The organism is Pseudoroseomonas ludipueritiae (assembly GCF_014490445.1).
In the GTDB taxonomy this organism is placed as follows: Bacteria; Pseudomonadota; Alphaproteobacteria; order Acetobacterales; family Acetobacteraceae; genus Pseudoroseomonas; species Pseudoroseomonas ludipueritiae.
The window spans coordinates 36,575-55,197 of sequence record NZ_JACTUZ010000004.1; the positions used below are offsets into that span (position 1 = coordinate 36,575).

Annotated in this window: 19 protein-coding genes and 1 riboswitch; of the genes, 12 read left to right on the forward strand and 7 right to left on the reverse strand. The window is 69.1% G+C overall.

All coding sequences use genetic code 11. The features are described 5' to 3' along the window. Window positions 1-23: 23 nt before the first annotated feature. From IBL25_RS02330 to modA, 4 genes are read right to left on the reverse strand one after another with little or no spacing between them, the layout of a single operon-like run. Window positions 24-401: a winged helix-turn-helix domain-containing protein gene (locus tag IBL25_RS02330; RefSeq protein ID WP_187776949.1), complete on the reverse strand. Its 378-nt coding sequence runs from the start codon at window positions 399-401 to the stop codon at window positions 24-26. A gap of 38 nt (window positions 402-439) precedes the next feature. After that, window positions 440-1,543, reverse strand: coding sequence for a molybdenum ABC transporter ATP-binding protein (gene modC / locus IBL25_RS02335; protein ID WP_187776950.1), 1,104 nt, complete (start codon window positions 1,541-1,543; stop codon window positions 440-442). Further along, on the reverse strand, window positions 1,543-2,244 hold the full coding sequence (gene modB / locus IBL25_RS02340) for a molybdate ABC transporter permease subunit (RefSeq protein WP_187776951.1): 702 nt from the start codon (window positions 2,242-2,244) through the stop codon (window positions 1,543-1,545). Before modB ends, modC begins: the two co-directional genes overlap by 1 nt. 9 nt (window positions 2,245-2,253) lie before the next feature. Beyond that, window positions 2,254-3,027 (reverse strand): molybdate ABC transporter substrate-binding protein, encoded by a 774-nt coding sequence (gene modA / locus IBL25_RS02345; protein ID WP_187776952.1) that lies wholly within the window; start codon window positions 3,025-3,027, stop codon window positions 2,254-2,256. A gap of 511 nt (window positions 3,028-3,538) precedes the next feature. Here modA and IBL25_RS02350 point away from each other — a divergent pair. From IBL25_RS02350 to IBL25_RS02385, 8 genes are all read left to right on the forward strand, one after another. Next, window positions 3,539-4,276, forward strand: a complete 738-nt coding sequence (locus IBL25_RS02350; protein WP_187776953.1) for a nitroreductase — start codon at window positions 3,539-3,541, stop codon at window positions 4,274-4,276. Window positions 4,277-4,376: 100 nt separating this feature from the next. Further along, entirely contained in the window at window positions 4,377-4,679 is a 303-nt protein-coding gene (locus IBL25_RS02355) for a hypothetical protein (RefSeq protein ID WP_187776954.1), read from the forward strand. 334 nt (window positions 4,680-5,013) lie between these two features. Continuing rightward, on the forward strand, window positions 5,014-5,991 hold the full coding sequence (locus IBL25_RS02360) for a hypothetical protein (protein ID WP_187776955.1): 978 nt from the start codon (window positions 5,014-5,016) through the stop codon (window positions 5,989-5,991). Window positions 5,992-6,257: 266 nt separating this feature from the next. Further along, a complete protein-coding gene (locus IBL25_RS02365; RefSeq protein WP_187776956.1) occupies window positions 6,258-6,893 on the forward strand; it encodes a PEP-CTERM sorting domain-containing protein in 636 nt (211 codons plus the stop codon). 922 nt (window positions 6,894-7,815) lie between these two features. Beyond that, window positions 7,816-7,921: riboswitch (TPP riboswitch) on the forward strand. A gap of 99 nt (window positions 7,922-8,020) precedes the next feature. Then, window positions 8,021-8,995: an FAD-dependent oxidoreductase gene (locus IBL25_RS02370; protein WP_367615532.1), complete on the forward strand. Its 975-nt coding sequence runs from the start codon at window positions 8,021-8,023 to the stop codon at window positions 8,993-8,995. Next, window positions 8,992-9,189: a sulfur carrier protein ThiS gene (gene thiS / locus IBL25_RS02375; RefSeq protein ID WP_187776958.1), complete on the forward strand. Its 198-nt coding sequence runs from the start codon at window positions 8,992-8,994 to the stop codon at window positions 9,187-9,189. The genes IBL25_RS02370 and thiS overlap by 4 nt, the downstream gene beginning before the upstream one ends. Window positions 9,190-9,193: 4 nt before the next feature. After that, a complete protein-coding gene (locus IBL25_RS02380; protein ID WP_187776959.1) occupies window positions 9,194-9,976 on the forward strand; it encodes a thiazole synthase in 783 nt (260 codons plus the stop codon). Further along, entirely contained in the window at window positions 9,973-10,593 is a 621-nt protein-coding gene (locus tag IBL25_RS02385; RefSeq protein WP_187776960.1) for a thiamine phosphate synthase, read from the forward strand. The genes IBL25_RS02380 and IBL25_RS02385 overlap by 4 nt, the downstream gene beginning before the upstream one ends. A gap of 12 nt (window positions 10,594-10,605) precedes the next feature. Here the strand turns inward: IBL25_RS02385 and IBL25_RS02390 are convergent, their stop codons facing one another. Next, a complete protein-coding gene (locus IBL25_RS02390) occupies window positions 10,606-10,911 on the reverse strand; it encodes a hypothetical protein (RefSeq protein WP_187776961.1) in 306 nt (101 codons plus the stop codon). Window positions 10,912-11,230: 319 nt separating this feature from the next. Here IBL25_RS02390 and IBL25_RS02395 point away from each other — a divergent pair, with 319 nt between their 5' ends. From IBL25_RS02395 to IBL25_RS02405, 3 genes are all read left to right on the forward strand, one after another. Further along, window positions 11,231-11,842 (forward strand): NUDIX domain-containing protein, encoded by a 612-nt coding sequence (locus IBL25_RS02395; RefSeq protein WP_238940162.1) that lies wholly within the window; start codon window positions 11,231-11,233, stop codon window positions 11,840-11,842. A 40-nt stretch (window positions 11,843-11,882) separates the two neighbouring features. After that, window positions 11,883-12,872, forward strand: a complete 990-nt coding sequence (locus IBL25_RS02400) for an aldo/keto reductase (RefSeq protein WP_187776962.1) — start codon at window positions 11,883-11,885, stop codon at window positions 12,870-12,872. Between the two features lie 94 nt (window positions 12,873-12,966). Next, window positions 12,967-13,767 carry a DUF1206 domain-containing protein gene (locus tag IBL25_RS02405; protein WP_202986647.1) on the forward strand — a complete coding sequence of 267 codons (801 nt, stop codon included), beginning with the start codon at window positions 12,967-12,969 and terminating at the stop codon, window positions 13,765-13,767. A 291-nt stretch (window positions 13,768-14,058) separates the two neighbouring features. Here the strand turns inward: IBL25_RS02405 and IBL25_RS27460 are convergent, their stop codons facing one another. Continuing rightward, entirely contained in the window at window positions 14,059-14,292 is a 234-nt protein-coding gene (locus IBL25_RS27460) for a hypothetical protein (RefSeq protein WP_367615533.1), read from the reverse strand. 599 nt (window positions 14,293-14,891) lie between these two features. On the opposite strand from IBL25_RS27460, the gene IBL25_RS02415 reads away from it, so the two are divergent. Then, the gene (locus tag IBL25_RS02415) at window positions 14,892-16,979 is read left to right on the forward strand and encodes a hybrid sensor histidine kinase/response regulator (RefSeq protein ID WP_187776964.1); all 2,088 of its coding nucleotides are present in this window, start codon (window positions 14,892-14,894) and stop codon (window positions 16,977-16,979) included. Window positions 16,980-16,994: 15 nt separating this feature from the next. On the opposite strand, the gene IBL25_RS02420 is transcribed toward IBL25_RS02415, so the two are convergent. Then, on the reverse strand, window positions 16,995-18,620 hold the full coding sequence (locus IBL25_RS02420) for an HWE histidine kinase domain-containing protein (RefSeq protein ID WP_187776965.1): 1,626 nt from the start codon (window positions 18,618-18,620) through the stop codon (window positions 16,995-16,997). Between the last annotated feature and the right edge of the window lie 3 nt (window positions 18,621-18,623).

Here is an 18,623-nt window from a genome sequence, read left to right on the forward strand (position 1 = left end):
GCCCCCCGCCTAGGCGCCCTCGCTCAAGCCGCCATGAGGCGCGCGAGCTGGGCGAGGCGCTGGCCGGCGGAGTGGTTGCTCTCGGCCTCGATGGCCCGGTAGTGGCTGATGACGGCCTCGCCCACCGGGGTCAGCCGCGCGCCACCGCCGCCGGGACCGCCCGCCGCCGTTTCCACCACGGGCCTGCCCAGGCCGCGGTTGAGGTCCTCCACCAGTTCCCAGGCCCGGCGATAGGACATCTTCAGCGCCCGCCCGGCCGCCGAGATGGAGCCGCTGCGGCCGATCTCCTCCAGCAGCGAGACCTTGCCCGGCCCGATGCGCACTCCGCCGAGATCCAGGCGGATGATCAGCCTGGGGGCGGTGCCGGCGGTCTGCGGTTCAGGGCGTCGGGCACGGGGCATGGGCGGGATCCTTCACGCGTCGGGTGCCGGCGCAATGCTCAGGCAGGGTTGTCGCCATTGCCCGGGGTGAAGGCCACCGCCTTCACGAGGGCCCAGACCGGCAGGCCGGGGCGCAGGCCCAGGCGGCGGACGGAATCCTGCGTCACCCGCGCCAGCAGCAGGCTGGGGCCAAGGCGCAGGCGCAGCATCGCCTCATGGGCGCGGCCGGGCTCCACCGCCTCCAGCACCGCCGGCAGTACGTTCTGCACCGAGAGGTTCCGCGGCTCCTCCGTCGCGACGGAGACATCGCGGGCGCGGATGCGCAGCCGCACCGGCGCGCCTGGCGGCGCCGCTTCCAGCGGCACGGCGAATTCGCCGCCCGGAAAGCCGAGGCGAGTCACGCCCTGCTCCGGCGCATGGCCCAGCACGGTGCAGCCCAGCACCACGCCGGCGTCCCGTCGCGCCGCCAGGATCGGCAGGTCCGTGCGGGCGGAAAGCGCCTCGGGCGTGCCGCAGGCCAGCACCCGCCCGGCTTCCATCAGCACCAGCCGGTCCGCCAGCCGGTCCACCTCGTCCAGCGCATGCGTCACGTAGAGGATGGGGATGCTGAACCTCTCCCGCAGGCGGGCCAGGAAAGGCAGCACCTCAGCCTTCCGGCTGGCATCCAGCGCGGCCAGGGGCTCATCCATCAGCAGCAGCCGGGGGCGGGAGAGCAGGGCGCGGCCCAGGGCCACGCGCTGCTTCTCGCCGCCCGAAAGCGCCGCCGGGCGCCGCGCCAGCAGATGGCCGATGCCAAGCAGGGCCACCACCTCCTCCATCCCCGGGCCCTCGGCGCCGCGCGGGGCACGGCGCAGGCCATAGCGCAGGTTGGTTTCCACCGAGAGATGCGGGAAGAGGCGGGAATCCTGAAAGACCACGCCGCAGCGCCGCTGTTCCGGCGGCACCATGCGGCGCGCGGCACTGTCGAAGAGCAGGGCGCCATCCAGGGTGATGCGCCCTTCCTGCGGGTGCAGCAACCCGGCCACCGCCGAGAGCACGGTGGATTTGCCGCAGCCGGAAGGCCCGAAGATGGTGGTGACGCCCGCGCCCGGCGCGGTGAAGGCGGCATCCAGCGTGAAGCCCTGGCCGCCAGGAAAGCTGTGCCGGATGGCGAGGTCCAGCATCAGCGCGGCGCCCGGCCCAGCAGCACCTGCATCCGCCGCCCGACGAATTCCGCCAGCAGCAGGCCCACCACGGCCATGGCGAAGGAGAAGGCGGCCAGCCGCGCCGCCGTGGCCTCCCCGCCCGGGGTCTGGGTGGCGCTGTAGATGGCCAGCGGCAGGGTCTGCGTCTCGCCCGGGATATTGGAGGCGAAGGTGATGACGGCGCCGAACTCCCCAAGGCCGGCGGCGAAGGCGGTGATGGCGCCGGAGAGGATGCCGGGCGTGATCAGCGGCAGGGTGACCGTGACGAAGCGGTCCAGCGGCCCGGCGCCCAGGGTGCGCGCCGCTTCCTCCAGCCCCGGGTCCACCGCGTCCAGGCTGAGGCGCACGGCGCGGACGATCAGCGGAAAGGACATGACCCCCGTGGCCAGGGCGGCGCCCGCCGTGGTGAAGACCAGCCGCACGCCGAGCCAATCATGCAGCCAGGCACCCACCGGGCCGCGAATGCCGAAGATGACCAGCAGCAGCCAGCCGATCACCACGGGAGGCATGACCAGCGGCAGATGCACAAAGGCGTCCAGCAGCCCGCGCCCGGGAAAGCGCCCGCGCGCCAGCAGCCAGGCCACCAGCACCGCCGGGGGCAGACCGAAGGCGACGGAGCGCAGCGCCACGGCCAGGCTGAGCCGCACGGCCTGCCATTCCTCGGGGGAGAGCCAGGTCATGCGGCCGGATCAGGGCGCCCGCAGGCCGAAGCCGAAGCGGCGGTAGACCTCGGCGGCCTCGGGCCCGGTGATGAAGGCGAAGAAGTCGCGCGCTTCCGTGTTGCCGCCCGCGCGGCGGGTGATGGCGAAGGGATAGGTGACGGCCGGGTGGCTTTCAGCCGGGAAGGTGCCGACGACCTTCACGCCCTTCGAGGCCGCCGCGTCGGTGGCATAGACAATGCCCAGCGGGGCTTCCCCACGCTCCACCAGCAGCAGGGCGGAGCGGACGTTGTCGGCGCGCGCCAGGCGGGGGGAGACCTTGTCCCATTGTCCCATCCAGCTCAGCGCCGCCTGGGCGTATTTCCCGACCGGCACATGGGAAGGATCGCCGGTGGCGATGCGGCCATTGGCGCCGGCCATGGCCACGAGGTCCGTGTCGCGAGCCAGGGTGACGGGCGCACGGGCCGAATCAGCAGGCGCGATCAGCACGAGGCTATTGGCCAGCGGGCTGATGCGGGTCTCGTGCAGGATCAGGCCCCGCTGCTGGACGTAATCCATCCAGGGCTCATCGGCCGAGGCGAAGATATCGGCCGGCGCTCCCTGCTCCATCTGCCGCGCCAGGGCGGAGGAAGCGGCGAAGGAGAAACGTGGCAGCGGGTGCCCCCTGGGGCGCCAGGCTTCCCCCAGCGCCTTCATGGCGTCTGTCAGGCTGGCGGCGGCGAAGACGGTGGGTCCCTGCGCCTCCTGTGCCCGGAGAGGCGGGGCCAGGAGCGTGCAGGCGGCCAGGAGGGTGCGGCGATGCATGCGGCGGGCTCCGCTCGTTGTTCCCGTTCGGGTATATCGATCCCTTGCGGGGGGCACAACCCGGCCCCGCTTTAGGCCGGGATGAAGCCCCGCTCCCGCACCGCCTCGCTTTCCAGCGCCGCGAGGAAGGCCCACGGGGCCGGGCGCGCCAGCAGCAGCCAGCAGGCGAAGGCATTCGCCGGGTGACCGGCATCAGGACCACCGGCAGACCTTCTGCCCGGCCGAAGCCCGCCGAATGATCAGGCCGGGCGCCAAGGCGCCGCAGCAGCACCTTGCCAGCCAGCGGCAGGCCAGACCGCCGCCGATGGCACGCGTCGCGGGGGTGACGAGGCCTGGGAGCAGCGCTTCGAGCTTGGCCTGGAAAGGCCTGTGGCGTGCAAGGGCAGCATGGGCCCGTGATCGCTGGGTGCGAGGGAGCGGAACATCTTCAGGGCGCCAACCTGCTTTCGGCGACATTGGCCGCAGCCTGCCACAGGGCCCATATTGCGCCGAGCCAGACGCGGGAGGAACGATGCCGGACTCCGATACATCCGCCACAAGCCAGAGCGGCGCGCACCGGCTGCCCCAGGGCGCGGCCGAGGTGGTGGAGGCGGCGCTTCATGCCCGGCGTTCGGTGCGCGCCTTTCTGCCGCAGCCGGTGGAACCCGCATTGGTGGAGCGGCTGCTGGCCGCTGCGGCCCGGGCGCCGAGCGGCACCAATATGCAGCCCTGGCGCGTGCATGTCCTGACCGGCGCGGCGCGGGACCGGCTCTGCGATGCACTGGTGGAGGCGCATCTCGCGGGGCAGGCCGAACCTGACCCCGGTTACGCCTATTACCCGCCGCAGTTCTTTGAGCCTTACCTCTCCCGCCGGCGAAAGCTGGGGTGGGATCTGTATGGCCTGCTTGGCATCGGCAAAGGCGAGAAGGAGCGGATGCGCCAGCAGCACGGCCGCAACTTTCGTTTCTTCGATGCCCCGGTCGGCATGATCATGACCATTGACCGGCGGCTGGAGGTCGGCTCCTGGCTCGACTACGGCATGTTCCTGCAGGCTCTGGCGACGGCGGCGGTCGCGCATGGGCTGGGCACCTGCCCGCAGGCCGCATTCGCCGAGCACCACCGCAGCATCCGCCGCGTCCTGCCAATCGGCGAGGGGGAGGTGGTGGTCTGCGGCATGGCACTAGGCTACCCGGATTGGGCCGCGCCCGAGAACCGGCTGGTGACGGAACGGGTGCCGGTGCGGGAATTCGCCACCTTTTACAGCGCCTGACATGGCGCCCGCCGGCTGCTGGCGACGGTGAGCAGCCTGCCGCAGTTGCGGCAGGCTCCGCGCAAGCCGGAGACACGGGTGCAGCTTGCTTTCGTGAGCCATGAAACAGCACCTCCGGCGCTGGATGGCGGCGGAAGAACGGAAAAGGGATAGGCGGAAACAGGCGCTTCCACATTCGCAATTACCCGCCGCATTCGCGGAAGCTGTGCTTCAGCTATCCACCGGCCATGACTTGATGGATGCCGCAGGCAGGCGCATTCGCATTCACGCTTCGTCAAGGATTATCCCGCAAAAGGAGGCAGATCTCTTCCCAGAGGATTTTGCCCATGTTTTTCATCCGCGCCCTGAAGCCTTCCTTGCGCTGTTTCTGGCGATGGATCTCGCCAGGAGGCTACCGGCCTGAACGGCGCTACATGCGGGGCCTGCCGCGCCAGGCAGCGAGTTGAAGTCGCGCCCGATGGCGCATCTTTCGCGATTTCTTCCCCGGATGGGCAGCCAGGACCACTGCATGGTATGATGCTGAGATGCTGGCGAGATATTGCCAGTATTGTTTACGGATTTGCAGAATATGAAAATTTTCTGCGAATCCCGTCAAGTTCGGGAAAGTGCCAGCGTTGTTGGAAAAGGAATCTGCCCCCCTGCCGGATAAGCCGGAGGATATCCGCCGCTTCGCCCAACGCAGCTTCGCCGACCTGGGTTGGCGGACCCTGCGGAACGATCCTTCCGCCCAGGCTTCCATGCCGCCGGTAGACGCCAGCCTGACCTTTGCCCATCCTGATCTTGGTGTGGCGCTGGTGGATATGGCGCCCGACCGCGCCGCCGATCCCGTCGAGCGCCTGCGGCGGCGGCTGGAGGCGCTGGAAACCCGCCCTACCTTCGCCGCCGAATTACCCATCGTTTACCTGCCGCTAACAAGCGCCGATCTCTGGCGGCTGAACATCATCCTGGACAGCGCCTTCGCTTCCCGCGCGCCACTACCGCGCGAAGAAGGGGGCTGGGTGGATGTGGTGCAGCAGGCACTGCTGCCAGAATCCTTTCCGCGCCCGGTGGAACAACCGGAGCCCGGCACAACAGCTAGCATCGACCTCGCTGCGGAGGCCAAACAGCGTCGCTCTCTCCGGCCATGGATGCTTTCGGGCGTGGCGGCGGCGCTTCTGGCTGGCGTGGTCGCGTTTTATGTCCTCGATCCGCCCGGCCAGCAGGCCTCTCTGCCTCAGCCCGGGGGGCAAACTGAACCTGCGCCCCCCGCGGTGCCGGATGAGCCTGCCGTTGCGGCGGCACCTCCGGTACGGGCTGATGTGGTCCAGCCCAGACCTGCCGCACCGGAGCCTGCGCCGGACCAGCGGCCGGCTCCAGCGCAACAAGCAGGCGGCGCGCCTCCGCCTTGGGGAGCTAGCGTGCCACCACGGCAGCCGGAAACCGTTTTCGGCCCGAGGCGGATCACCGTGCATTCCACCGCGGCCAAGCGCGACGTCGCTGAAGCCCTGCTCCGCTCCGCCGCCAGCGCGGATGACACAGTGGAGTTCCGCACGCTGCGGACCACACTCAACTTTGCCTCGGTGCGGTATTTTCACGAGAGAGACAAGGCGGCGGCCGAGCAACTGGCCAAACGGCTCGGCCCGACATGGCGCGTGCAAGATTTAACGCGCTACCGGCCAAGCCCGAGGTTGGGCAGCCTTGAGGTGTGGCTGCCACGATACTTCCGCGCCGACTGAGGGCAGGATGCGGGCGGCCCTACCGCGGCTGCAAGACCGCGGTCTGGGCTTCGGGCGTCCCGCCATACCACCTGAGGCCTTGCTGTCGGAAAATCATAAAACGTGAGGGCCAGAATGTCGGGGTATTTTACAACACCGCCGCGCCGACAGTTGGATATCACGCTAAGACCTTGAATCTGCAGCGGAGAATAGACTGGCACGTTGCTTGCAATTCTTGGCGTGTAGACCCTGCACCCTGGCAGGGGCCCGCAACCAAGGAAGCTATTATGCGTCAGCTGAAGTCCCTGCTTCTCGGTACCGCCCTGGCGGTTGCAACCAGCGTCTCGGCCATGGCAGCGCCGATCACCGGTAGCTTCGACATCACCGGCCTCTTCCAGGCCGAGAACAGCGCCGGCGTCAACGTTCCCTTCAATCAGGCCACCGCCATCGACTTCTGCGCGGCCATCACCGGCGAATGCGTCACCGATCCGGGTGCTGGCACCGGCACCGGCGCCTTCCAGGTAAACAATGCTTCCGCCGACAATACCTTCGGCATCACTGACGGGCAGATGGGTGTGGTGAAGGACTTTGTCTTCAGCCCCTTCACCACGGTGGCGGACTTCTTCAAGATCGGCGACCTGAGCTTCAACCTGACGCAGATCGAGAACTCCTCCTTCAGCACCGGCAGCTTCCAGTTCCTGATCCTGACCGGCACTGGCGTGTTCAGCCGCGACGGCTATGACGACACCGCCGGCACCTTCAGCTTCACCGGCCAGACCAACGGCGTCGACACCACCGGCACCTTCACCTTCAGCGGCGCCTCCGCCGCCGTGCCGGTGCCCGAGCCTGCCTCGCTGGCGCTGTTCAGCGCCGGCCTGCTGGGCCTGGGCCTGGCGCGCCGCAACCGCCGCAAGGCGGTCTGAGCGGCATCCTGCCAGGGTTGGGGAGCGGTCATGCCGCTCCCCGATCCATCAGGTTTCACGACACGAAGTTCAGGCTCTCGTCAGCCATACGTCGTCTGCCACGGCCAATCTCCGAACCGACAGTCGTACGAATTCTCTGTGTGGTGTTGATCTGCCTGAGCGCTAACGCTGGGGGACACATCCACAATGCGCGGGCAGATCGCACGTCGCAGTTTCCTGGCCCGCTGGCCTGCTACAACGGCCTGGTGACGCCGCCGCATTATATCGGTGCCTCCCTCCGTAGCGCGCCGATGGCCTCGGCCCGGTCGATCACGACGCCGCCCAGGGCGCCGCCATGACCACAGGCATATGTCGCCAGAACATGACTCACCCGGTCCGTCCGCAGTGCCAGCGGTCTGATGGCAGCGGCCAGGACGGGAATGTCGGAAAAATTTACACTGATGCCCACCGGCCTGTAGCGGGCCAGGGCGCTCCCACAAGAATTTGGCGACGCCAGCGTACCAGGCATCGCTGACCAGTAGGTGGCCGCTCGGCAAGAGGCGGTGCAGCATTAACCTGCTGAGGGCGGCCATGCTGCTAGCGAAGGCCAGCGCGGCCTCGCCGCCCCCTAGCAGGCTGAGCGCCGGGTTGCCACAGCGGGTGTGGAAGGGCGGCGCCTTCGCTTCAGGCTCGGGGGCCGAGAAGCCACCGGCATCCGGGTCCGCACGGAAGCTGGTGGCGGCGCCAAGGAACGGGCCAGCGGCGCGCCAGGCTGCGGGCTGGGGCGGCGGTATGGACGGCCCGGGTTGCCCTGCGCATGGTTCTGTCTCCGCTTCTGGTGGGCAGGCTGGCCGATAGGTCGGGCCGCCGCCCGGTGCAAGTGCCCCAAGGCCAAGGCCGGAGGAGGGCCTTGGCACTCCTGGCCCAGCGGGCTAGGCTGGTGCCGTTGTTCCTGGGGTGCCCGTGCTGAACGGGCTGAGACGGCGCTGCCGAACCCATTGAACCTGATCCGGGTCATACCGGCGGAGGGATGGAAACACAGCTGGCAGAGCCGGCCTCCTTTTCTTCCCGCCCCCCTCGGTGCTGGCCGTGTTGAAGAAGGGGCGCTTGGGGTGGAAGCAGAATCCACATCCGCTGCGGGGCCAAGGGTGCTCGTCATCGGTGCCGGCGTTGCCGGGCTGGTGACGGCCACGGTGCTGGCCGCGCGTGGCGCGGCGGTTTCCATGATCCACCGCCCGGAGCCGGCGACGCGCGCCTCCCATTTCGCCGGCGGCATGCTGGCCCCCTGGTGCGAGGCCGCGGATGCCACTCCCGCCCTGGTCGTGCCGGGTGTCGAGGCTATCGAATGGTGGGCGCGCCATGTGCCGGAGACCTGCCGCGAGGGTAGCCTGGTGGTCGCGGCCAGGCGGGACCAAGGGGAGCTGGCGCGTTTCGCCCGCCGCACCTCCGGCCACCGCATGTGTTCCGCCGCCGAGGTCGCGGCGCTGGAGCCGGACCTTCAGGAGCGCTTCGCCCAGGCATTGTTCTTCGCGGGGGAAGCGCATCTGGACCCGCGCGCCGCCCTCCGGGCGCTGGCTGCCGGCCTGACGCGGCGCGGCATCGAGATCCGCGAGGGAGAGGTGGCGGAAGCCGACCATGCCGGCTTCGACCATATCATCGACTGCCGCGGCCATGCCGCCGCCCCGGTGCTGCCGGAGCTGCGCGGCGTGCGGGGGGAGATGCTGCTGCTGCGCTGCCCCGGCGTGACCTTGCGCCGCCCGGTGCGGCTGCTGCACCCGCGCATCCCGCTCTACATCGTGCCGCGTGCCGGTGGGGTCTTCATGGTCGGCGCCACCATGATCGAGAGCGCCGACCGGCGCGCCGTCACTGTCCGTTCGGCGGTGGAATTGCTGAATGCGGCCTATGCCCTGCATCCCGGCTTCGCCGAGGCCGAGATCCTGGAGGCCGGCAGCAATATCCGCCCGGCCTTCCCCGATAACATGCCCGCGTTGCGCCGGCGGGGCCGCGTGCTGCACCTCAATGGCATGTACCGGCACGGCTTCCTGCTCTCGCCTCATTTCGCCCACCGCGCGGCCGCGATCGTCTTTGGCGAGGACAGCATCAAGAACGGAGAGGCAGCATGAACATCATCGTTAACGGCAAGCCGCGCAGCGTCGCCGCCACCACCCTGGCCGAGGTGCTGGCGGAACTGGGCTACACGAACTCCCGTGTCGCCACCGCGCATGACAGCGAATTCGTCCCCGCCGAGCGCCGCGCCGCCTGCCGGTTGAAGGAAGGCGACAAGGTTGAAATCCTTGGCCCGATGCAGGGGGGCTGAGGCGATGCGCGTCTATGGTGTGGAACTCTCCTCGCGCCTGCTGCTGGGCAGCGCGCTGTATCCCTCGCCGGCGATCATGGCGGAGGCGATCCGCGCCTCGGGCGCCGCCGTCGTCACCGTTTCCCTGCGGCGGGAAAGCGGGGAGGGCGAGGAAGGCGCCGGGGCTGGCCAGCGTTTCTGGGACCTGGTGCGCGACCTGGGCCTGCGGGTATTGCCGAATACCGCCGGCTGCCATTCGGTGAAGGAAGCGGTGCTGACGGCGCAGATGGCGCGCGAGGTCTTCGGCACCCCCTGGATCAAGCTGGAAGTGATCGGCGACGACGATACCTTGCAGCCCGATGTCTTCGCCCTGGTGGAAGCCGCCCGCATCCTGACGGCGGATGGCTTCCAAGTCTTTCCCTATACCACCGAGGACCTGGTGGTGGCGGGCCGCCTGCTCGATGCCGGCTGCGAGGTGCTGATGCCCTGGGGCGCACCGATCGGCTCCGGCCGGGGCCTCAACAACCCTTATGCGCTGCGCTCGATGCGCGCGCATTTCCCCAATGTGCCGCTGGTGGTCGATGCGGGGATCGGCCTGCCGTCCCATGCCGCCGCCGCGATGGAGATGGGCTATGACGCCGTGCTGCTGAACACCGCCGTCGCCAGGGCCGGCGACCCGGTGGCCATGGCACGGGCCATGGCGCGCGCCGTGGAGGCTGGCCGGCTGGCCTATGAGGCTGACCCGATGGAAGCGCGGGACATGGCGGCGCCTTCCACCCCGGTCTTCGGCACGGCGGCTTTCGCATGATGCTGCCGTCGCGCTTCTACCCTGTGGTGCCCGATATTGGCTGGGTTCGCCGCCTGGTGCCCGGCGCCCGGCTGATCCAGCTCCGCCTGAAGGACCTCCCGGAAGCGGAGATCCGCCGGCAGGCCGCCGAGGCCGACGCCATCTGCCGCGCCCATGGCGCCCTGCTGGTGCTGAACGACTTCTGGCGCATCGCCATCGATCTGCGGCTGCAGGCGCTCCACCTGGGCCAGGAGGATCTGGCGGAGGCCGATCTGCCCGCCATCCGCACCGCCGGCCTCCGGCTCGGCATCAGCACCCATTCCGAGGCGGAACTGGACACTGCCCTGGCTGCGGAGCCCGACTACGTGGCGCTAGGCCCGGTCTATCCCACCACCCTGAAGGTGATGCCCTGGGCGCCGCAGGGCCTGCCGCGGCTCGGCGCCTGGAAGCGGCGCATCGGCGCCCTGCCGCTGGTGGCGATCGGCGGCATCACGCTGGAGCGGGCGCCGGGCTGCCTCGTGGCCGGCGCCGACTGCGTCGCCGTCGTCTCCGACGTCACCGGTCATCCGGCGCCGGAGGAGCGGGCGCGGGCCTGGCTGGCCACCGTGGATGCCAGCCAGGAGGCGGCGGCCCGCTAGGCCGCCGCGCGCCTATTCCTCTTCTTCCTCTTCCTCGTCGTCCTCATCATCGAGCGGCACGAGGAAGAGGATGGTGGTGGCGTCCTCGTCGTCGTCATCCTCCTCATCCTCTGCCTGGCTTTCCTCGAACTCGGCGACCTCCTCCTCGTTGGAGGGACGCAGGTTCAAGGTGGCCTTGCCATCCCAAAGCGGCGCGTTGCCGCTCTTCAGCCGCGTCAGATCCTCCCGGAAGCCCTCGCCCTCCACGATGGCACGAGCGTCCTCCTCGCTGGTATTCATGACGGCCATGGGCCGGCCGCCGATCTCGAGCGTGAACATGGTCCTTCGTACCTCCTCGGTGACGGACCTGGGTTCAACGTCGCCTCCGCCGATTGTTTGCGCGGCTGCCGGACAGTGGCGCGACAGTCTTCAGTGCGCCCTTTACCCGGGCGGAAGTTCACACCTCCGCCAGCCTCGCCGCCGGCACTGGGGAGGCCCAGGCACCCGCATGTGCCATGCCGCAACCGTGGCGTCGCCAGGGGTTTGAAGCATCCGGTGCCACCTGGGCCATGATCACGGCCGCCTGGAGGATGGATGGAAAGCGTTCCGGCCTTGCGCGCAACCCTCTGGGCGGGCCCGGCCCTACCGGAGAATTCCGATGCCGCCTGAGGCACCCCGCCCCATGGAGGAGAAAGGCGGCATCCGCATCCAGAGCCGCGAGGTCCTGTCGGAGAACTGGTTCCGGCTGGAGAAGGTGACCTTCGACCAGCGCCGCGCCGATGGCTCGGAGCAGAGGCTGCAACGCGAGGTCTATCACAACGGGCCGGGCGCCGCCGTCCTGCCAGTGGACGCCGAGCGGGGCACCGTGCTGCTGGTGCGGCAGCTCCGCATTCCCGCGCTGGTGAATGGCGACGGCCTGATGTTGATCGAGGCCTGCGCCGGCATGGTGGAGAAGGGCGACGACCCTGCCCGGACCGTGCTCCAGGAAGCCGAGCAGGAGATGGGCTGCCGGCTCCAGGGGCTGCGGAAGGTGCTGGAACTCTATACCAGCCCTGGCGCATCGGCCGAGAAGCTCCACCTCTTCCTGGCCCGCTACACCCAGGATGACAGGACCGGGCAGGGCGGCGGGCTGGCGGGGGAGGGCGAGCAGATCGAGGTGCTGGAAATGCCGCTCGGCCAGGCATGGGCCATGGTCGAGAGCGGCGAGATCATCGACGCCAAGACGGTGATCCTGTTGCAGCACGCAAGGCTTGCGGGCGGCGGCTTCTGAGGCACCGGCCGGAAATCGGACATCATCGCGGAGAAACCTGATGGTCAAAGGCAAGCACTACGCCCCACCCGGCCCGATCGGCTTCGGCGGCGCGCCACTGGGCAATATGTTCGAGATCGTCTCGGATGCCGATGCCGTGGCGACGCTCGAAGCGGCCTGGGACGCGGGCATCCGCTATTTCGACACTGCTCCCGAATACGGGCCCGGAATCTCCGAGCACCGCTTCGGCCAGGTGCTGCGCAACAAGCCGCGCGACGAATTCGTGCTCTCCACCAAGGTGGGCCGCCTGCTGCGCGCCGATGCCAGCAAGGGCGGCCAGCACGGCCCCTTTGTCGCCGGCCTGCCTTTCCGCGTCGATTACGACTACACCGCCGACGGTGTCCGCCGCTCCATCGAGGACAGCCTGCAGCGCCTGGGTCTGGCGCGCATCGACATCGCCTATATCCATGACTGCGCCGAGGACGCGCATGGCGAGCATTGGCGCGAGGTCTTCGACATTGCCATGAAGGGTGCCGCCGTGGCCCTGACGCGGCTGCGGGAGGAAGGCGTGATCCGTGGCTGGGGCCTTGGCGTCAACCGCGTCGAGCCCTGCGTGATGGCGCTGGAACAGGCGGACCCGGATGTCTTCCTGCTGGCCGGCCGCTACAGCCTGCTGAACCAGCCTGCCCTGGACGAGTTCTTCCCCCGCTGCCAGGAGCGCGGCGTGCATGTGGTGGTGGGCGGCCCCTATAACTCCGGCCTGATCGCCGGCGGCCGGAACTTCGAATACCAGGAGGCGCCGGCGGACAAGGTGGCGCTGCGCGACCGCCTCGCCGCCGTGGCCGACCGGCACGGGGTGGACCTGCGCGCCGCGGCGCTGCAGTTCTGCGCGGCGCACCCGGTGGTCGCCTCGGTCATTCCCGGCACCAAGAACGCAAAGCGGGTGCACCAGAACATGGAACTGATGCGGCAGGCCATTCCCGCCGCTTTCTGGCGGGAACTGAAGCAGGAAGGCATCCTGCCGGAGAAGGCGCCAACACCCGCCGGATGAACGGAGCGCCGCCGGATGCACGCGGTATGACGCTTTGCATGCATCCGGAAGCGTCACTTGGCCGTTTCAGGCGCAAATGCCTGGAGCACGGCCCTTGCCATCTCATCGTCATGCCCTGGAACTCCTCGCGCGCCTTGGCTATGCGGCGCGGGGCGTCGTCAATCTCATCATCGGCCTGCTGGCCTTCCTGGCGGCGCTGGGGCAGGGCGGCCGCACCACCGGATCGAAGGGCGCGCTGCTGTCCCTGCTCTCGCACCCGCTGGGCAGCGTGCTGCTGGGGGTGGTGGCGCTGGGGCTCTTCGGCTTTGCGTTGTGGCGCGCCTGCCAGTCCCTGCTGGATGCCGACCACCGCGGCCGTGGCGCCAAGGCTCTGGCGGTGCGCGCCGGGCAGGCCATCTCGGCCGCCACCTATGCCAGCCTTGGCGTCTATGCGGCGACCCTGGCGGCGGGCTTCGCGGCCGGGGGCACGGATGACGCGGAAACGGCACAGGACTGGTCCCGCTGGCTGATGGCGCATCCGTTTGGAGAGGTGCTGGTGGCGCTGGCGGGCCTGGTGGTGGCGGGCATCGGCATCGGCATGCTCGGCTGGGCCTGGAAGGGCTCCTTCGCCAAGCATCTGGAATGCCCCGGCACCGCCTCCCGCTGGGTGATGCCGCTGGGCCGCACCGGCTTCGCGGCACGGGGCGTGGTCTTCCTGATCATCGGCATCTTCCTGGCCCTGGCGGCCTGGCATTCGAACCCGGAAGAGGTGCGCGGCCTCAGCGGCGCCCTGCGCGCCCTGCAGGGCCAGCCCTTCGGCCAGGCGCTCTACGGCGTGGTGGCGCTGGGGCTGGCCGCCTTCGGCATCTTCGAATTCGCCGAGGCCCGCTATCGCCGCATCCGGCCGCCGGGCTGAAGCACCTCAGCGGCGCGGGCTCTGAGGTGCCCTGCACCAGGATGGGACAGTCCTGCGGCGCGCGGGCGAGTTCGATGGTCCCCGCGCCTGGAAGTGCCTGCCTCTATGCGCCAGCACATGCAGCTTATCCGGGTCGGAGAAAACGCCGCTGCCCTCGTCGGGCGCAAAGGCATCCGCTTCCCAACTGCCCCAAAGGCCACAGATCATATCGACGAACTCCGCCGCGCGTTCATAGCGCTCATCATGGCGGAGATGTTCGTCGTGGTTGAAGTGCCAGGCTCCCTGCTGCGATCAGGAGGTGACAATGCTCCACCCGGACCGTCCGCCGTTAGTACGGTCGATTGAGGCGTGTTTGCGGGCGATAAGGAAAGGTTCGTCGTCAGTGGTGGAGACCGTGGCGACGAGGCCGATATGGCGCGTTCGGGCCGTCAGCGGCTCCAGCCCGGCATTCCTCATGTCACGGCGGAGCGAGCCGGCAGGCTGGTCGGACAGGCGGACCCCGGTGCCAACGGCGAAGAAGAGCATGTCGAACTTCGCCGCCCCAGCCTCCAAGGCGCCGTTGAGTAAGTAGCCGGGATGGATGGCGCCAGGCGGCGATGTGGCAGCCCAGGTAGCGCGTCGACAGCCTCCGTCTCATCTGCCTGCGGCCACCGATAATGGAAACACCCTTGCAGGAGCCGACGAACTCGCTCACCGTATTCTCCGTGCTGGCTTCCACCGCCATGTTCGGCGCCAGTCCGAAGCGGTGGAACGCAGCCATGATGCGGGCCTGGGTCTGCGTCTCGGCATCGAAGCGGATGCGGCGGCCAGCATCATACGGCTGACTCCGGGCAAGAGCGACGAGCGGCACTCCGCAACCGGTGCGCGACGTTTCCCACTGCTGATCCTGGAGCTGCGGTGGCACGGTCTGCTTCAGACGGAGTACAGGGGCAAAACCCGGGCCTCGCGCGGCCCGCGCCCGGCAATGACCTGAGGGTCCCAGGCGCCAGCTTCCGAACGGAAGGCTGCAACCCTCTGCCGCCCCTGGGGTAGATATCTGCCATTCTGAGGCTCCGCTGGTTCATCGCTTGGCCATGGTGCAAAGGCATGGTGAGCGGTGTTCCGCCACCTTGAGGACAGTATCGATGGGCGCGCGTGTTCAGGCCGAGGCAGCGGAGTGGTCCTTCCTGGCTGGGGGCGGCGAGGTGGCGCGGCTGATCGGTGCCTTCGACTGGGCCGCGACGCCGCTGGGACCCATCTCCGGGTGGTCTTCGACGCTGAAGAGCACGCTGGGCCTGATCCTGCGCTCCCCCGTGCCGATCGTCACGCTTTGGGGCGAGGATGGCGTCATGATCTACAACGACGCTTATTCAGGCTTTGCCGGCGGCCGCCATCCGCGCCTGTTGGGCTCCAAGGTGCGGGAAGGCTGGCACGAGATCGCGGATTTCAACGACAATGTCATGAAGGTGGGCCTGGCCGGCGGCACCCTGGCCTATCGGGACCAGGAGCTGACGCTGGAGCGCAATGGCCGCCCCGAGCCTGTCTGGATGAACCTGGATTACTCGCCAGTCACCGACGAATTGGGCCGGCCTGTCGGCGTCATCGCCATCGTGGTCGAGACCACGGCGAAGGTGCGGGCGGAGCAGAGCCTGCGCGTCACCGCCGATGCCCTGGCCGAGCTGAATGCCACGCTGGAGCAGCAGGTCGAGGACCGGACGCGCGACCGTGACCGCATGTGGCGCCTTTCCACCGACATCATGCTGGTGGCGGGCTTCGATGCGCGGATCGCGGCGGTGAACCCGGCCTGGACCACCCTACTGGGCTGGGCGCCGGAGGAGCTGCTGGGCGCCGATTTCCTGAGCCTGGTGCACCCCGAGGACGTGGCGACGACGCTGGCCGAGGTCGGCAGGCTGGCCGATGGCATCACGACCCTGCGCTTCGAGAACCGCTACCGCAGCCGTGACGGGTGCTACCGGTGGCTCTCCTGGACAGCGGTGCCGGACGATCGCTTCATCCATGCCGTGGGCCGCGACATCCAGGCCGAGAAGGAGCAGGCCGAGGCCCTGTTGCGCGTCGAGGAAGCCCTGCGCCAGTCCCAGAAGATGGAGGCGGTAGGGCAGCTCACCGGCGGCATCGCGCATGACTTCAACAACCTGCTGGCGGGCATCACCGGGTCGTTGGAGCTGCTGAGCGCGCGCATCGCACAGGGAAGGCTGAACGATCTCGACCGCTACATCGCCACCGCCCGGGGCGCGGCGGGGCGTGCCGCGGCGCTGACGCACCGTCTGCTGGCCTTCGCGCGCCGACAGACGCTGGACCCCAGGCCCACCAATGTGAACCGCCTGATCGCCGGGATGGAGGAACTGATCCGCCGCACCGTCGGCCCCGCCATCACGGTGGAGGTGGTGGGCACCATCGGGATCTGGACCGCACTGGTCGACCCCAACCAGCTGGAAAGCGCGCTGCTGAACCTTTGCATCAACGCGCGCGATGCCATGCCGGACGGCGGGCGCATCACCATCGAGACCACCAACAAGTGGCTGGACGAACGCATGGCGCGGGAGCGCGACATGCCGCCGGGCCAGTTCCTGTCCCTCTGCGTCACGGACACCGGCACGGGCATGACGGCGGAGGTGGCCGAGCGCGCCTTCGACCCCTTCTTCACCACGAAGCCGATCGGCCAGGGCACCGGCCTGGGGCTTTCCATGATCTATGGCTTCGTGCGGCAATCCGGCGGGCAGGTGCGGATTTATTCCGAGCCCGGCCTCGGCACCACCATCTGCCTCTACCTGCCCCGCCACGACGGGGAGGAAGCCGGTGCGGAGGCGGTGGCCATGCCGGCCGCGGCATCGCGCGCCGAGGAAGGCGAGACGGTGCTGGTGGTCGATGACGAGCCCACCGTGCGGATGCTGGTGAAGGAGGTCCTGGAAGACCTCGGCTACACCGCCATCGAGGCACCGGATGGCGCCGTCGGACTGCAGGTGCTGCGCTCCGGCAGGCGGGTTGACCTCTTGGTGACGGATGTGGGGCTGCCCGGCGCCATGAACGGCCGGCAACTGGCGGATGCGGGGCGGGTGCTCCGCCCCGGGTTGCAGGTTCTCTTCATCACCGGCTATGCGGAGAATGCCGTGCTCAGCCAGGGCCATCTTGAATCCGGCATGCAGGTGCTGACCAAGCCCTTCGCCATGGAGGCGCTGACCAGCCGGATCAGAGCGATGATCAAGGGCGGCTGAGCGGCAGCCTTCAGGTCAGGCGGCGCGGGAGGGGCTCGGCTCGCTCTGCTTCCGCAGGCTGAGCAACGGGACATCCATTTCGCAGACCAGCCCGTCCGGCAGCCAGGACTGTGACAGCCTGCCGCCGAGCTGCCCCCGCACCACCGTGGCCAGGACGCGCGAGCCGAAGCCGCGCCCCATCGGCACGCCGGGCAGCGCCGGCCCGCCGGTCTCCCTCCAGCGCAGCCGCAGCGCGCTGGCCGGCGCATCCTCCGTGCCCATCAGGTGCCAGGAGATGGAGACGCGCCCGCCGGGCACCGAGAGGGCCCCGTGCTTCACGGCATTGGTGGCCAGTTCATGCACCGCCATGGCAAGGGGCTGCGCCGCGGCGGGCGGCAGCAGCACCGGCGGGCCGTCCAGCTCCGCCCGCGTGTCGAACTCGCCATCGCCGTCCGAGACGAAGGGCGCCAGTTCCGCCTGCAACAGCGCATGCAGGCTGGCGCCGCGCCATTGGTCTTCCGACAACAGGGTCTGCGCCCGCGAAAGGGCCGAGACGCGCCCCTCCACCGCCCTGACATAGGCGTCGAGGTCGTTCTTCGGCGTCAGTTGCAGCATTGCCTGCACCACCGCCAGGGCGTTCTTGGCGCGGTGGTCGACCTCGCGCGCGAGCAGGCGTAGGCGTGTCTCGCCGGATTCGATCTCCGCGGTCCGGTCCTGGACGCGCCGTTCGAGGCTGGCGTTAAGGTCGCTCAGCTCCCGCGTGCGGCGCCTCGCCAGCTGCACCAGCCAGGAGAGGGCGACGGAGGTCAGCACCGCGAAAACGCCATAGGCCAGGGCGCGGCGGCGCCAGGGAGCCAGCACCACATCCACGGGGATGCCATAGGCGACATTGACGGGGTAATGTTCCAGCCGGCGGAAGGCCGCCAGCCGCTCCACCTTGTCGAAGGGGGATGCACCCCGGATCACCTGCCGCTCGGCGCCATTGCTGGTAGCCCGGAAGAGCGGCGCCTGTGGCAGCATGCGCGGCATGCTCTCCGGATCGACCGGCGGGCGACGGGCCAGGATCATCCCATCCTCCCGCACCAGGCTGACCAGCCCGCGCCGGTCCGGCGCCGCCTGGTTCCAGTATTGGAGCAGGGAGCGCTGCTCCACGATCATGGCGGCGACACCCAGAAAGGAGCCATCCTCGGCGGAGCGGCGGCGGGTGATCAGAAAAATCACCGAACCGTCAACCTGGCTGCGGGTAGGGCGGGAGATGAAGGCTTGCGTGCCGGGATTATCGCGGTGCCAGAGAAAGTAATCCCGCTGGCTGACATTCACCGCTTGCAGCGGCTGCGGGCGCTGCGAATCCACCAGCACCTGGCCTTCAGCGCCGAAGACGGCAATCCCGAGCTGCTCGTCGGCATAGAGCCTCAGCCGGCGCAGGACGGCATGGTGGCTGGGGGCATTGGCGCGGATCTCCTCGTTTGAGAGGCCGCGCAACTGGTGCTCGGCGGCGCCGAGCGCGAGCGCCTGGAACTGGAAGACCTTTTCCGCCTGGCCATGGATGGTGTCCAGCATCACCAGGATATTGCGCCGGGCCTCCGAAAGCACCTGGCGGCGGTCGTTGATGACCTCGGCGGTCGCCAGGATCAGCGGCAGGCCCGCGCAGGCGATGAGCAAGGC